We start from the raw sequence: 14,581 nt of genomic DNA, 5'->3' as shown, positions 1-14,581 counted from the left end.
ATGGCAAAAGAATTTCTAATTGAACTCGGTACTGAAGAACTACCACCAACGCAGCTTCGTACCCTTGCAGAAGCTTTTGCAGCGAACTTCGAAGCAGAGCTTAAAGGTGCAGACCTAACACACGAAGGTGTGAAATGGTACGCGGCTCCTCGTCGTCTCGCACTTAAGGTCGCTGGTCTTGCTGAAGGTCAGGCGGATAAAGTGGTAGAAAAGCGTGGCCCTGCGGTTTCTGTGGCATTCGATGCTGACGGTAATGCAACCAAAGCAGCTCAAGGCTGGGCTCGTGGTAACGGCATCACTGTTGAGCAAGCGGATCGTCTAGTGACAGACAAAGGCGAATGGCTACTATTCAAACAAGAAGTCAAAGGCCAAGCAACAACTGAAATCGTGGTTGACCTAGCAGCAAATGCACTGGCTAACCTACCAATCGCGAAGCCAATGCGTTGGGGTAACAAGACGACTCAGTTCATCCGTCCTGTTAAAACACTGACTATGCTAATGGGCTCTGACCTTATCGAAGGCGAGATCCTAGGCGTAGCCTCTGACCGCACTATCCGTGGTCACCGCTTCATGGGTGAGCAAGAGTTCACTATCGATTCTGCTGAGCAATATCCTGCGATCCTAGAAGAGCGCGGTAAAGTGATGGCAGATTACGAAGCGCGTAAAGCAATCATCCTAGCTGATTCGCAAAAAGCGGCAGCAGCAGTTGGCGGTGTCGCTGATCTAGAGGATGACCTAGTTGAAGAAGTAACATCACTCGTTGAGTGGCCAGTAGTACTAACGGCGAAATTCGAAGAAGAGTTCCTGAAGGTGCCTTCTGAAGCGCTGGTTTACACCATGAAAGGTGACCAGAAGTACTTCCCAGTGTATTCATATGAGAATGGCGACGAGAACAAGAAGCTACTACCAAACTTCATCTTCGTCTCTAACATCGAATCTAAAGAGCCTCGCTACGTAATCGAAGGTAACGAGAAAGTTGTACGTCCACGTCTAGCGGATGCGGAGTTCTTCTTTAACACGGACCGTAAGCGCCCTCTTATCGACCGTCTACCTGAGCTAGAGCAAGCTATCTTCCAGAAGCAGCTTGGTACTATCAAAGACAAGACAGACCGCATCACTGAACTTGCTGGCTACATCGCTGAGCAAATCGATGCTGACGTTGAAAAATCTAAGCGTGCTGGTCTTCTAGCGAAGTGTGACCTAATGACCTCTATGGTATTCGAGTTTACCGATACCCAAGGTGTCATGGGCATGCACTACGCCACTCACGATGGTGAAGATGAGCAAGTAGCACTGGCGCTTTACGAGCAGTACATGCCGCGTTTCGCCGGTGACGAGCTACCAAGCACAGGTATCTCTTCAGCTGTTGCAATGGCAGACAAGCTAGATACGATTGTCGGTATCTTCGGTATTGGCCAAGCACCTAAGGGCTCTGACCCATTCGCACTTCGTCGTGCGTCTCTAGGTGTGCTACGTATCATCGTCGAAAACGGCTACAACCTAGACCTAACGGACCTAATTGCGAAAGCTCAGTCTCTGTTTGCCCTAGAAGACGGTACTAGCAAGCTAACCAACGCGAACGTTGCCGACGACGTCATCGACTTCATGCTTGGTCGTTTCAATGCATGGTACAAAGATGAAGGCTTCAGCGTGGATATCATCCAAGCAGTACTGGCTAACCGTCCAACCAAACCAGCAGACTTCGACCAGCGCGTTAAAGCGGTATCTCACTTCCGTGAGCTAGAGGCAGCAGAAGCACTGGCGGCAGCGAACAAGCGTGTAGGTAACATCCTAGCGAAATTCGACGGCGAACTGGCAGCTGAAATCGACCTTGCACTTCTACAAGAAGATGCAGAGAAGACACTAGCAGAGAACGTTGAAGTGATGACTGAAGCCCTTGAGCCAGCATTCGCGACCGGTAACTATCAAGAAGCACTAAGCAAGCTTGCTGACCTACGTGAGCCTGTGGATGCGTTCTTCGATAACGTGATGGTCATGGCCGATGACGAAGCACTTAAGAAGAACCGTCTAACGCTACTAAACAACCTGCGTAACCTGTTCCTACAAATCGCCGACATTTCACTTCTTCAAAAGTAGTCGTCAATTTAGGCAATAATGGTTAATGAAAGGGAAGCATCCGCTTCCCTTTTTTGTACCTTTCGATCGGCAACAAGTTATTGTTAGTTCTGTGAACTAGTATGAAAATTGTAGGGAGTTTGCCTACAAACTAGCGGTTATAGCACTCAGAATGTAGAGGTCGATATTTGATATAAACGTGGGATAACTTCAAGGAAGAGAACCCATGAAAAAGACCCTACTTTCACTCTCAGTGGCGATGCTCAGCGCCTGCAGCCAACTGCCAGATGACGCGTTACTACTTAGCTTAGATGACCAACAAGTGGCTTTTTCTGCCAATGAACAAGGTTTGCTGGTAGCAGAAAAGAAGCTCGACAAAGGCAGCTATACCTTTTCTATCGGTGATAATGCACAAACCTGTGGCAGCAACTTTGCTCTGGCGGAAGACGCGCGCATTAAGTTTAACCGCCCATTAAAGCTCGATGATTGTGCCGGGGAATCGGCCATTCCGATGCGAGTATTCAAGGCGAATACCTACCAGTTTACGCTCAATCCAGCCAACAACGAGCTCACCGTGAAGGTGAAACCAAAACAGAGTAACGATTTTACCTCCACCTGCCCTGTTGCCACTGACAGCCCCAAAGTCATTGATGTCAGTGCCACCTTTGCCGATGGTACTGTACTTAGAGATGCGCTGAGCGGGCAACAAGCGACGGTCAGCAGCGGCAAGATTGCGCTGCAGCCTGGCGCAAACAGCCAGGGCCTATTGCTGCTAGAGCCCGCAGAGCAGGCACCGAAGGCGGAATTCGACTGGGACAACGCGACGGTCTATTTCGTCATGACCGATCGCTTCTACAACGGCAACCCAGATAACGATAACAGCTATGGACGAAGCAAAGACGGCAAACATGAGATCGGTACCTTCCATGGTGGCGATCTGGCTGGCTTGACTAAAAAGCTCGACTATATTGAATCGCTTGGCGTCAATGCCATCTGGATCACCTCGCCACTGGAGCAGATTCATGGCTGGGTTGGTGGCGGTGATAGAGGTGACTTCAAACATTATGGCTATCACGGCTATTACCATCAAGATTGGACCAAGCTCGATGCTAACATGGGCACTGAAGCGGAATTGCGTCAGTTTATCGATACCGCCCACGAGAAAGGTATCCGTGTCGTTTGGGACGTGGTCATGAACCATACCGGCTACGCCACGCTAGCGGACATGCAAGAATTTGGCTTCGGAAAACTGTATCTCTCTGATGAAGAGGCGAAACAAGAACTCGGTGAAAACTGGACCGATTGGCAACCTAAATCAGGGCAAAGCTGGCACAGCTTTAATGATTACATCAAGTACAGTGATGACGAGGCATGGGATAAATGGTGGGGTAAGGATTGGATCCGTACCGACATCGGTGACTACGACGCACCTGGATACAACGACAGAACCATGTCTCTTAACTTCTTGCCGGATCTAAAAACCGAATCGACACAGAAGACAGGCCTGCCGAACTTCTATCGTAATAAAGAGACCAATGCCAAAGATATTCAAGCCACGCCAAGTGAGCATTTGATCACCTGGCTAACAGATTGGGTTCGCGAATATGGCATCGATGGTTTCCGTGTCGATACCGCTAAACACGTCGAAATGGAAAGCTGGGCCAAACTCAAGCAAGCCAGCAATGAAGCACTGGCAGAGTGGAAACAAAACAACCCAGACAAGGCACTGGATGATAAACCATTCTGGATGACCGGTGAGGTTTGGGCGCACAGCGTGGTGAAGAGCCCGTATTTCGATAACGGCTTTGATTCTATCATTAACTTCGAGTTCCAAGGCGACGTTGCCCCTAAGGCATTGAAGTGTTTCGCTAACCTAGACAGTGACTATCGCCGCTATGCAGAGCGCATTAACAGCGACAGTGAGTTCAATGTGCTGAGCTACCTCTCTTCGCACGACACTTCACTGTTCTGGGCATCTCGAAGCCGAAGCATTGATGATCAGATGCGTGCCGCCAATGCACTGATGTTAAGTCCGGGTGCGGTGCAGATCTACTATGGTGATGAGATAGCAAGAGACCTAGGTGTCAGTGGCTCTGACTCACACCAAGGTACGCGCTCAGACATGCCTTGGGATAAGATAACTGGTCAGCGCGAAACCCTATTGAAGCACTGGCAAACACTCGGTGATTTCCGCCTACGCCACCCTGCTATTGCTAAGGGTGAGCATATTACCCACCAGCAAAGCGGGTACTATGCGTTTGAACGTCGTTACCAAGATGACAAGGTACTCATCGTTTACACTGGTGAATAATCAATAGATTAAGACCTACTCAATCACATCAAAAAGGAGCGCTATTGCGCTCCTCAGATTGCTGACGAACCCCACTTTTCGAAGTGGGGTTCTCTTTTATGAGCGGCCGTAGGCCGCGATCGCGATATTTTTGATCATGCCAAGTTTAGAAGAGCACAATGCTTAATTTGGTATCTAGACGCCATAATTTGACGTATTTGGGACATATTTAGCCCTATTTTTCGTAGATAGCTCACCACCAACGCTATCTTCTTGATGTTTTGAGCGGTAGCAGCCAGCCAACATTGCATCTGCACTTTGGATAATCCACGGAAGCGAGCATAACGGTGACCATGGTGCTGCTTAGCATCGGCGAAGCTCCGCTCTACCGTCTCACTTCTTCGCCGATATGTCTTTTTTCCATAAGGGGAGAGCCGCATTTGATTTGCTCTATCCACTGCGTCCGTATAGATGTGTCTTGTAATGACTTTCTTCATGGTTTTACTTTGCGTACAGTCATCTCGCATTGGGCAGAGTGCACACTCTTTCGGGTCGGAGTGATACTCACGATACGCATCTCTAGATGTTGTTTTATAGATGAGCTCTTGACCGTTAGGACAGCGGTAACTGTCTCGCTCTTTATTGTAGATAAAGTGCTTTTTCTTGAACGCATTCTTTGTGCTGGACGGCCTGCGATAACCGAACACGCCCAAGATATTTCGACGCTCTAATGACTCAGCGACTGGCGCAGTGAAGTAGCCCGCGTCGAGTCCAACGGCGATTGGATTAAGGTGAAATTGCTCTAGGGTATAGTCCAGGCGCTTCACATAAGGTTGAGAGTCATTGATATTACCTGCAGTGACATGGGTATCTAAGATAATGCCATGCTGTCCATCCACTGTACGGTGGTCGAGATAGAAGAAGCCTTGAGGCTTATTATCTCGAGTCATGAAGCCACTTTCCGGGTCGCTCGTGCTTGTTTTTGTATTCTTAGTTTTAGGATCAGAGGCACGTGCTTTTAGAGGTTTCTTACCCTCTTTTTCTCGGTCTAGCGCGACATCTTCATCGAGCATATCAAGATAGGCGCTGGCGCGAACCTTAGTCACTTTGTTCGTGTGCTTATTCTTATTAGCATTGGCTTTTAGGTGCGTACTGTCAGTAAATAGCTCTTGGCCAGCAACCAAGCCTTTCGCCATTGCCTGCTCTACGATATTGATAAAGATACACTCAAACACATCGGTACCATTAAAGCGGCGAATACGGTTTTGGCTGAGTGTCGATGCATGGATAACTTTCTCTGTAAGTGACATACGCAAGAACCATCGATACGCGACATTGACTTCAATTTCTTTCACGAGTTGTCGCTCGCTTTTTATTCCGAAGAGATAGCCAAGCAGGATGATTTTAAACAGGCGTACAGGGTCAACAGGTGGGCGACCATTATCTTTACAGTAGAGGTGAAGGCTCTTGAAGCATATTGAGATATCCATATTTCGATACCTCTATTAGATCAAAGGTCTAGCCTGATGGCTAGACCTTTGTCAGCAGTCTGAGGAGCGCTATTGCGCTCCTTTCTTATTGCTCATTTTCTTTGCACTCAAATAGTGCTTTGCCTCTAGTTATCATTGCTGTATGTTCAAAGGTTCATCTTGCCACCAGCAGGATAACCCCCCTTAAAAACACAACAAGTGAACACGATGAACTAGGTACAGCAATGCAATTTTCGAAGTTTGGTGAAAAATTTAATCGTTACTCAGGTATTACCCAATTAATGGATGATCTTAATGATGGCCTTCGCACTCCAGGCGCCATCATGCTCGGAGGTGGCAACCCAGCCGCCATTCCTGCCATGCTCGAGTATTTTCACCAAGCCAGTAGTGACCTCCTCGCCAGTGGTGAGCTGGTGGCCGCCATGGCCAACTACGACGGTCCACAAGGAAAAGATGCGTTTGTTAAATCGCTCGCTAAACTGCTGCGCGATACCTATGGCTGGAACATTACCGAAAAGAACATCAGCCTAACCAATGGCAGCCAAAGTGGTTTTTTCTATCTATTTAACCTACTCGCAGGTAAGCAAAGCGATGGCAGCCACAAGAAAATTTTGCTGCCAATTGCGCCAGAGTACATTGGTTATGGTGACGCAGGCATAGACGAAGACATCTTTGTCTCCTATCACCCAGAGATTGAGCTGCTTGATAACGGTCTATTCAAATACCATGTGGATTTTGAGCACCTAGAGATCGATGATTCGGTTGCCGCGATTTGTGCCTCACGCCCCACCAACCCAACGGGTAACGTACTCACCGATGAAGAGATCCACAAGCTGGATAAATTGGCTCGTGAAAATAACATCCCGCTGATCATCGATAACGCCTACGGCTTACCATTCCCAAACATCATCTTTGAAGATGTGGAGCCGTTTTGGAATGAGAACACCATTCTTTGCATGAGCTTATCCAAGCTAGGTCTGCCAGGGTTGCGCTGCGGTATCGTGATTGCCAGTGAAGAAGTCACCCAAGCGATGACCAATATGAATGGAATTATTAGCCTAGCGCCGGGCAGCTTTGGACCCGCACTTGCTCATCACATGATTGAGAAAGGTGACATTCTAGAGCTCAGCTCGAATGTCATTAAGCCGTTCTACCAACAGAAATCCCAGCGCGCGGTTGAGTTATTGCAATCGGCGATTACCGATCCCCGTTTTCGAATCCATAAGCCAGAAGGCGCGATTTTCCTATGGCTATGGTTTGATGAACTACCCATTACCACTATGGAGCTTTACCAACGTTTGAAAGATCGCGGCGTGTTGATTGTCCCAGGGGAATACTTCTTTATTGGTCAGGAAGATGAATGGGATCATGCCCATCAATGTCTGCGCATGAATTATGTGCAAGATGACGACAAGATGCAGCAAGGTATTGCGATTATCGCGGAAGAAGTGGCTAAAGCATACGCGCAAAGCACTAGCGATTAAGGCTCCAAAAACACAAGATAACAATAGAATAGATACAAAAAAGAGCGCCTTCTGGCGCTCTTTCACTCTTTATATCAGGGCTTTCATTTCAGCGAAATGATTAGCCTTCGATCAGTTTGTTACCACCAATCTCAATTTTACGTGGCTTCATCGCTTCCGGAATCTCACGCTCCAGATCAACGTGAAGTAGACCATTTTCCATACTTGCACCTACGACTTTCACGTAGTCAGCTAGCTGGAATTTACGCTCGAAATCGCGCTCTGCGATACCTTGGTACACGTAGTTTTTACCTTCTTCGGCTTTACGCTCACCCTTAACAATCAGCATGTTGTCTTTTTGAGTCAGATCGAGTTGGTCTTCAGCAAAACCAGCCACAGCCATAGTAATTCGGAAGTGGTTCTCGTCTTGTTGCTCGATGTTGTATGGAGGGTAACCGCCAGAAGAGTTTTTCGCTGAGTTCGCTTCCATCATGTTGAATAGACGATCGAAGCCAATTGCGTTGCGGTATAAAGGAGTGAAATCTACAGTTCTCATAATGCTATCCTCATAGTAAGCAATAGTCTTAGCCGTGAGTTTTCACCTACACCCATCCTATAAACGGATGTAGTGACGACTAAGGGACTTATCCACCACTCCGCTGACAGCCTTGCTGTTCGGGGACGTAGCAATAAATCAATTTTTTTAAGTGTGCCGTTAAAGCTATCCTCCACTGAGCGATACTTTGCAGGCGATTTAAAAGGTCTGTTTCTTCTCTCTTGAGCAAGACAGCTCCCTCTTCACAAATAGATATAGGGATGACGAAATTCGCTTTCAAGGCATTTTCTTTAATTATTTTTATAACGTTTATTTTTCATAGAGTTAAAAACAAAAAAGACCGCCGTGTAAGGCAGTCTATTTGTTTTTAGATTGGTTTATCGAAGCTGGGTGAGCTGAGTTCAAGGAGAAGGCGCGCAATTTATAGGTATAAATGAGCACCTTCGACGCAGAAATCAGTTCAGCCAGCGAAGAGAAATCAATCTAAACGTCTAGGTTAGCTACTTTCAATGCGTTCTCTTCGATGAAGTTACGACGCGGCTCGACTTGGTCGCCCATTAGAGTCGTGAACAGCTGGTCTGCGCCAACCGCATCTTCAATCGTTACTTGCATCATGCGACGTGTCTCTGGATCCATAGTGGTTTCCCAAAGCTGATCTGGGTTCATCTCACCTAGACCTTTGTAGCGCTGTAGGCTCAGACCGCGACGCGACTCTTTGATTAGCCAGTTAAGGGCATCTTCAAAGTTGCTCACTGGTTGAGTACGCTCACCACGTTTCACGTAAGCCCCCTCTTCAATCAGACCTTCTAGAGCTTCCGATAGAGATACTAGCTTGCCGTACTCTTTCGAGTTCAGTAGATCGATACTCAGCACATGCTCATGAGTCACACCGTGAGTACGCACGATGATTTTCGGTAGGTTCAGACCTAGCTCAGCGTGCTGTTCAACCTCGAAGCTGTATTGGCTTGCGCCCACTTCTTTCGCATTTAGCTGCTCAACAAGCAGCTTAGACCATGCTTCAACCGCCGCTACGTCGTGACACTGCTCAGCCGTTAGGCGTGGGGTGTACATGAACTCACTCACTAGCGCGTGCGGGTAACGACGAGCCATGCGCTCGGCAACCTTCACTGCACCGTTGAACTGCTGTACCAATTTCTCTAGCGCTTCACCGGCTAGCGCTGGTGCCTCAGGGTTCACGTGCAGAGCGGCGTTATCCAGTGCCAAAGACACTTGGTATTGGTTCATCGCATCTTCATCTTTGATGTACTGCTCTTGCTTACCTTTCTTCACTTTGTAAAGCGGTGGCTGAGCGATGTACACGTAACCGCGCTCGATAAGCTCTGGCATTTGACGGTAGAAGAAAGTCAAAAGCAGCGTACGGATGTGAGAACCATCGACGTCCGCATCGGTCATGATGATGATGTTGTGGTAACGCAGTTTATCTGGGTTGTACTCGTCACGGCCGATACCACAGCCTAGAGCTGTAATTAGCGTTGCCACTTCTTGTGAAGAAAGCATCTTATCGAAACGTGCTTTCTCTACGTTTAGGATCTTACCTTTAAGTGGAAGAATCGCTTGGTTCTTACGGTTACGACCCTGCTTAGCACTACCGCCCGCAGAGTCACCCTCCACTATGTACAGTTCAGAAAGCGCTGGGTCTTTCTCTTGGCAGTCAGCCAGTTTGCCTGGCAGACCCGCTAGGTCTAGAGCGCCTTTACGACGTGTCATCTCACGCGCTTTACGCGCTGCATCACGAGCGCGAGCGGCGTCAATGATCTTAGTACAAACAATCTTCGCTTCTGCTGGGTTTTCCACTAGGAACTCAGACAGTTTCTCACCCATTGCAGACTCAACCGCGGATTTCACTTCTGATGAAACGAGCTTGTCTTTGGTTTGGCTTGAGAACTTCGGATCTGGCACTTTCACCGAGATAATAGCGGTCAAACCTTCACGAGCATCATCACCTGATGTCGCTGTCTTAGCTTTCTTAGAGAAGCCCTCTTTATCCATGAACGAGTTCAGCGTACGCGTCAGTGCGGCACGGAAGCCCGCAAGGTGAGTACCACCATCACGTTGAGGAATGTTGTTGGTAAAGCAGTAAATGTTTTCTTGGTAGCCATCATTCCACTGCATCGCCACTTCAACCGTGATGCCGTCATCACGCTCGTTATCAAAGTGGAAGATTTTCTGAATGATTGGTGTCTTGTTGGTATTTAGATGCTCAACAAACGCCTGGATACCACCTTCAAACATGAAGTGATCCATTTTGTCTTCTTCGCGCTTATCGACAAGCTTGATTGAGACTCCTGAGTTTAGGAACGACAGTTCACGTAGACGCTTGGCAAGAATGTCGTAGTGGAACTCTACGTTAGAGAAGGTTTCTTCACTTGGCCAGAAACGGATTTCTGTACCCGTTTTGTCGGTATCACCAATCACAGCCAGTGGCGCCTGTGGCTCACCGTGGTGATAAGTTTGAGTATGAATGTGACCGCCACGATGGATTGTCAGTGTCACTTGCTTAGACAGTGCGTTTACTACAGAAACACCTACGCCGTGCAGACCACCCGATACCTTGTACGAGTTGTCATCGAACTTACCACCCGCGTGAAGTACCGTCATGATAACTTCTGCAGCAGACACTTGCTCTTCTGGGTGCATTTCCGTTGGAATACCACGGCCATCATCGCTAACAGAAACAGAGTTGTCCTCATGAATAGTCACGATAATGTCGCTACAGTGACCTGCTAACGCTTCATCAATTGAGTTATCAACCACCTCAAAAACCATGTGGTGTAGACCGGTTCCATCGTCCGTGTCGCCGATGTACATTCCCGGACGCTTACGTACCGCATCCAGACCCTTTAGTACCTTAATACTCGATGAATCGTAATTTTCTGACATGAGTTTCTCTCACTATTTACCTTGCTCTATTGTGCCATGTTCCACATGAAACATCTTGCCATTTTCGTCAATCATGTCGGCAACTTGGCTTTCGGTAATAGAGCTTACAAAAACTTGAGCCTGAGTCTGTTTTAAGTAATCCGCTAAGCGTTTACGACGCAGGCTATCTAATTCTGAAGCAAAGTCATCTATCAGATAGATACATTGCTTTCCGGTCAACTCAGCAAGATGCTGCCCTTGCGCAAGGCGCAGCGCACACATCATCAGTTTTAGCTGACCACGAGACAACACATCCTCTACAGGGGTGTTGTTCACTTTAATTCTTAAATCGGCTTTATTGGGGCCACTAAAGGTGTATCCCAAACTTTGGTCACGCTCAAAGTTACGTTCTAAGAGCTCGCCATACGGCGTGTCTTTTTCCCAGCCACGGTAATAACCGAGTTTGATTTCAAACTCCGGCAGAAAAGACTGACACATCTCTTCAGCCAAGGTTTTCATTTGTTCGACATAGGTGCGGCGCCACCCATCGATTTGTTCAGCGAGCTGGGCTAAATCTCTATCCCAGTAGCTCAACTCTCGGTAGCTGGTGGCCGTCTTAAGTAGCGCATTGCGCTGCTTACTGAGACGCTTAAAACGCCCCCAAGCCTCAAAAAAACCTGGCTCAGAGTGAAACACACCCCAGTCGATAAATGCCCGGCGAAACTTAGGACCATCAGTGAGCAATTCAAAGCCCTCTGGATGGATAAGTTGCAGCGGCAGAACCTTGGCAAGCTGAGCTAACTTTTGCCCAGATTGACCGCCTATTTTAACCTCTGTTGAGCCATCGCGCTGCTTATTAATGCCAATGGGTATCTCAAATTGATCCGAGTTCAAAAAACGGCCATGTACAAATAGCTCTTGGCAGTCATTTTGTATCACTCGACCGGTGAGCGAACTCTTAAATGAGCGCCCATGACCGAGCAAATAGATCGCCTCCAACAAGCTGGTTTTGCCACTGCCGTTGGGGCCAATAATAAAGTTAAAGCCTGTGGATAGTTCGATATCACAGGCTTTAATATTTCGAAATTGCTGTACGATTAAACGCGTAAGCGGCATAACGTCATGCTCGTCTTAGAGACGAATCGGCATCACCACGTACATGGCACTGTCATCTTCGCTATTTTCAATCAAAGCACTGGCGTTGGCATTGGACATCGACATGCGTACCTGGTCGCAGCGAAGCGTGTTAAGTACATCGAGAACGTAAGAAACGTTGAAACCAATCTCGAGCGCGTCACCTTGGAAGTTCACGTCGAGCATCTCTTCGGCTTCTTCTTGCTCTGGGTTATTCGCCGTAATGCGCATCTCGTTGTCTGCAAGGTTGACACGAACGCCGCGGAACTTCTCATTCGATAGAATCGCGGCACGAGAGAACGCTTGACGCAACTCATCACAGTTTGTTTCGAGTGTCTTGTCGGTATTTTGCGGCATTACGCGGCGATAATCGGGGAAACGACCATCAACAAGCTTAGAAGTGAAGACATAGTTGTTCACTTCGGCACGGATGTTAGAACTGCCAATTTGCAGCGTGACTGGCTGCTCTGGCGCATCGAGAAGCTTAGACAGCTCCTGTACACCTTTTCGCGGCACAATGATCTGTTTGTTGTCAAAGCTGCCTTCTAGCGCAACCGTTGCTACCGCCATACGGTGACCATCGGTCGCCACTGAACGCAATGTTGTTTGGTCTAACTCAAACAACATACCGTTTAGGTAGTAACGCACATCTTGGTTAGCCATTGAGAACTGAGTCTTGTCGATCAGCGACTTAAGCTCGGCTTGAGTCACCGTCACCGCCACTTCTTGCTGCCAATCTTCAATGTTTGGGAAATCGCTCGCTGGCAATGTGGATAAAGAGAAACGGCTACGACCAGAGCGCACTTGTACGCGGTCACCTTCTAGTACAATGGTGATAGCAGAATCATCAGGCAGACCACGGCAGATATCGAGGAACTTACGTGAAGGCACCGTTACGCTGCCTGCTTCGAACTCACTCTCTAGCGTTACTTTACTTACCAGCTCAACCTCTAGGTCTGTCGCAGTAAGAGAAAGTACCCCTTCTTCTACCTTAAGTAGCAAGTTGCCCAAAATAGGTAATGTAGGACGACCGCCTAATGCACCAGAGACTTGTTGTAGCGGCTTTAGTAGGTGGTGACGTTCGATAGTAAATTTCATAGATAACTCTTCGTAAAGATGGCAATCCATGCCACTTATATGCGAAATACAATAACTTGAATGCTAATTATAGTGATTATGCCACTATTATGAAGAAAGCGTGCGAATTAAGTTGGAATAGTCTTCCTTAATGTCGTGACTTTCCTCACGCAGCTGAGCGATTTTTCGACACGCGTGCAGTACAGTAGTGTGGTCACGACCACCAAACGCATCACCAATCTCTGGCAGGCTGTGGTTGGTCAGCTCTTTGGCTAGCGCCATCGCCAATTGACGCGGGCGAGCGACTGAGCGAGAACGTCGCTTAGAAAGCAGATCCGCCACTTTAATCTTGTAGTATTCAGCAACCGTCTTTTGAATGTTATCAATCGTCACCAACTTCTCTTGCAACGCCAGCAAGTCACGCAGTGCTTCACGAACAAAATCGATAGTAATAGGACGACCAGTAAAGTTCGCATTGGCGATAACACGGTTTAGTGCCCCTTCCAGCTCACGAACGTTTGAGCGCAGGCGTTTAGCAATAAAGAATGCGACTTCATCGGCTAAGTGAATTTGATGGTCTTCGGCTTTTTTCATCAAGATCGCGACACGGGTTTCCAGCTCAGGCGGCTCGATAGCCACGGTTAAGCCCCAACCAAAACGAGATTTCAAGCGATCTTCTACGCCATTGATCTCTTTTGGATAGCGATCCGATGTCAGGATTATCTGTTGATTGCCTTCAAGCAGCGCATTAAAGGTATGGAAAAACTCTTCTTGCGAGCGCTCTTTATTGGCGAAGAATTGAATATCATCGATAAGCAGCGCGTCGACACTGCGGTAATAGCGCTTAAATTCTTCAATCGCGTTGTTTTGTAGCGCCTTAACCATATCCTGAACAAAACGCTCCGAGTGCATGTACACCACTTTCGCGTTGGGTTTGTTATCTACGATGGCATTGCCCACTGCATGTAATAGGTGGGTTTTACCCAGACCTGTACCGCCATATAAGAATAGTGGGTTATAAGCTGCGCCAGGGTTATCAGCGACCTGACGCGCCGCAGCAAGACCAAGTTGGTTCGACTTACCTTCAACGAAGTTGTTGAACTTGTGCTTGATGTTAACGTTCGAACGATGATTGATGTCAGAGACCTCTGTTTCATCATCCCAGGTTTTATGCACAGGTTGGCGCGCTTGTAGCTGCGCAGGTGCAGATGACTCAGCCGCAACATCTGCAGCGGTCTTAACTGGCTTAGGTGCTGGTGGCGCAGAAACTGGCTTGCTACCGACTTCGAAACGCAGATTTGGAACATCATTACCGCAGTACTCTTTTAGTAGGCGGTTAATACTGTTGAGGTATCTATCGCGCACCCAGTCGAGTACAAAGCGGTTAGGCGCAAATAGAGTTAAGGTGTTGTCATTAAGCTCAGCTTGTAAGGGTCTAACCCACATGCTGAATTCGGTAGCGGGTAGCTCTTCTTGTAGACGTTGCGAACATTGCAACCAAAGCGAAGATGACACGGTGCTCTCACTCTATTTATTGGAATTGGAAAAGATTGGTAATTTTACCTGTTGATAACCAAGATCGCCAGTAAATGATCGGCGATCCAGTGAATAAGAT

At 47.8% G+C, this 14,581-nt stretch carries 8 protein-coding genes and 1 pseudogene; 3 read left to right on the top strand and 6 right to left on the bottom strand.

The features are described 5' to 3' along the window. Entirely contained in the window at positions 1 to 2,097 is a 2,097-nt protein-coding gene (gene glyS / locus AC6I8U_RS00045; RefSeq protein ID WP_498017398.1) for a glycine--tRNA ligase subunit beta, read from the top strand. Between the two features lie 205 nt (positions 2,098 to 2,302). Further along, positions 2,303 to 4,387 carry an alpha-amylase gene (locus tag AC6I8U_RS00040; RefSeq protein WP_498017397.1) on the top strand — a complete coding sequence of 695 codons (2,085 nt, stop codon included), beginning with the start codon at positions 2,303 to 2,305 and terminating at the stop codon, positions 4,385 to 4,387. Positions 4,388 to 4,521: 134 nt separating this feature from the next. On the opposite strand, the pseudogene AC6I8U_RS00035 reads toward AC6I8U_RS00040, so the two are convergent. After that, positions 4,522 to 5,826: pseudogene (locus tag AC6I8U_RS00035) on the bottom strand (IS1182 family transposase); the annotation flags it as partial. Positions 5,827 to 6,080: 254 nt separating this feature from the next. Between AC6I8U_RS00035 and AC6I8U_RS00030 the strand changes: the two are divergent. Beyond that, a complete protein-coding gene (locus AC6I8U_RS00030; RefSeq protein ID WP_498017396.1) occupies positions 6,081 to 7,340 on the top strand; it encodes a valine--pyruvate transaminase in 1,260 nt (419 codons plus the stop codon). 100 nt (positions 7,341 to 7,440) lie between these two features. Here AC6I8U_RS00030 and AC6I8U_RS00025 read toward each other — a convergent pair whose 3' ends face one another. The 5 genes from AC6I8U_RS00025 to dnaA all read right to left on the bottom strand — a co-directional run bounded on the left by AC6I8U_RS00025 (position 7,441) and on the right by dnaA (position 14,481). Then, a complete protein-coding gene (locus tag AC6I8U_RS00025) occupies positions 7,441 to 7,875 on the bottom strand; it encodes an Hsp20 family protein (protein WP_498017395.1) in 435 nt (144 codons plus the stop codon). 483 nt (positions 7,876 to 8,358) lie between these two features. Beyond that, entirely contained in the window at positions 8,359 to 10,776 is a 2,418-nt protein-coding gene (gene gyrB, locus AC6I8U_RS00020) for a DNA topoisomerase (ATP-hydrolyzing) subunit B (RefSeq protein ID WP_498017394.1), read from the bottom strand. 12 nt (positions 10,777 to 10,788) lie between these two features. After that, positions 10,789 to 11,871 carry a DNA replication/repair protein RecF gene (recF, locus tag AC6I8U_RS00015; RefSeq protein ID WP_042478135.1) on the bottom strand — a complete coding sequence of 361 codons (1,083 nt, stop codon included), beginning with the start codon at positions 11,869 to 11,871 and terminating at the stop codon, positions 10,789 to 10,791. Between the two features lie 15 nt (positions 11,872 to 11,886). Then, positions 11,887 to 12,987, bottom strand: a complete 1,101-nt coding sequence (dnaN, locus tag AC6I8U_RS00010; RefSeq protein ID WP_498017393.1) for a DNA polymerase III subunit beta — start codon at positions 12,985 to 12,987, stop codon at positions 11,887 to 11,889. A gap of 87 nt (positions 12,988 to 13,074) precedes the next feature. After that, complete coding sequence (dnaA, locus tag AC6I8U_RS00005; protein ID WP_096994000.1) at positions 13,075 to 14,481, bottom strand: chromosomal replication initiator protein DnaA; 1,407 nt, start codon at positions 14,479 to 14,481, stop codon at positions 13,075 to 13,077. Positions 14,482 to 14,581 lie beyond the last annotated feature (100 nt).

Source organism: Vibrio sp. KUL80, from assembly GCF_059725495.1.
The sequence above is the reverse complement of the archived record's forward strand: the minus strand, read 5'-3'. Positions and strand labels throughout refer to the sequence as shown.

Excerpts from the sequence above, each read along its gene's own strand:
- AC6I8U_RS00040 (WP_498017397.1), top strand. The coding sequence starts at position 2,303 with ATGAAAAAGACCCTACTTTCACTCTCAGTGGCGATGCTCAGCGCCTGC.
- gyrB (WP_498017394.1), bottom strand. The coding sequence starts at position 10,776 with ATGTCAGAAAATTACGATTCATCGAGTATTAAGGTACTAAAGGGTCTG.
- AC6I8U_RS00025 (WP_498017395.1), bottom strand. The coding sequence starts at position 7,875 with ATGAGAACTGTAGATTTCACTCCTTTATACCGCAACGCAATTGGCTTC.
- glyS (WP_498017398.1), top strand. The coding sequence starts at position 1 with ATGGCAAAAGAATTTCTAATTGAACTCGGTACTGAAGAACTACCACCA.
- AC6I8U_RS00030 (WP_498017396.1), top strand. The coding sequence starts at position 6,081 with ATGCAATTTTCGAAGTTTGGTGAAAAATTTAATCGTTACTCAGGTATT.
- dnaN (WP_498017393.1), bottom strand. The coding sequence starts at position 12,987 with ATGAAATTTACTATCGAACGTCACCACCTACTAAAGCCGCTACAACAA.
- recF (WP_042478135.1), bottom strand. The coding sequence starts at position 11,871 with ATGCCGCTTACGCGTTTAATCGTACAGCAATTTCGAAATATTAAAGCC.